Origin of the sequence: Acidovorax sp. BoFeN1 (genome assembly GCF_003345135.1) — a bacterium.
Classification (GTDB): domain Bacteria; phylum Pseudomonadota; class Gammaproteobacteria; order Burkholderiales; family Burkholderiaceae_C; genus Acidovorax; species Acidovorax defluvii.
The window spans coordinates 1-585 of the sequence record NZ_QOZT01000184.1; the positions used below are offsets into that span (position 1 = coordinate 1).

Sequence of the window (585 nt, forward strand, 5' to 3'; positions counted from 1 at the left end):
CACCCACCCTGAAACCATGAGCGACTCATCCCTTTCCCCCATGACAGCGCCCTTTTTCATTGCCCGTGTTGCCCCCGACGGTGCGCAATGCGATGCCTGGCCCGACCAGCCCCTGCTGGTTTCGCTGGAGCAAGGCGGCATTGACTGGCCCAGCTCGTGCCGCAACGGCACCTGCCGCACCTGCCTGGGGCAGCTGCGCCAAGGCAGCGTGCGCTACGAGATCGAGTGGCCGGGCCTGTCCACCGAAGAAATGGCCGAGGGCTGCGTGCTGCCGTGCGTGGCCTATCCCGTGAGCGATGTCGAACTGCAAGCCTGAACCCCGTGGCACGGCGCATTGCGGCGGCAAGGCTGCACGGTATCGCCCTGAACTTGCCGGAGGCGACGGCAGGGCACCCCGGTCTGAACTAAAATCATGGGCTTTGGAGCTCTGCGCACCGCGCTGATCTCTGCACCGTGCGGCCGCGCCGCATCGCATGTTCTTTGGGGCGGGCCTTTCAGGCCTGCACAGCCGTCTGGCCTCTCGGGAACCTGCGCTGCAGCCCGACCGCTCACTGCGGCCCCCAACGAAAGCCCTCCCATGAACAC

At 66.5% G+C, this 585-nt stretch carries 1 protein-coding gene; it reads left to right on the forward strand.

Going from position 1 to position 585, the window contains the following annotated elements; all coding sequences use genetic code 11:
• Nucleotides 1-16 precede the first annotated feature (16 nt).
• A complete protein-coding gene (locus DTW89_RS19155; protein WP_024815789.1) occupies nt 17-316 on the forward strand; it encodes a 2Fe-2S iron-sulfur cluster-binding protein in 300 nt (99 codons plus the stop codon).
• Nucleotides 317-585: the final 269 nt, after the last annotated feature.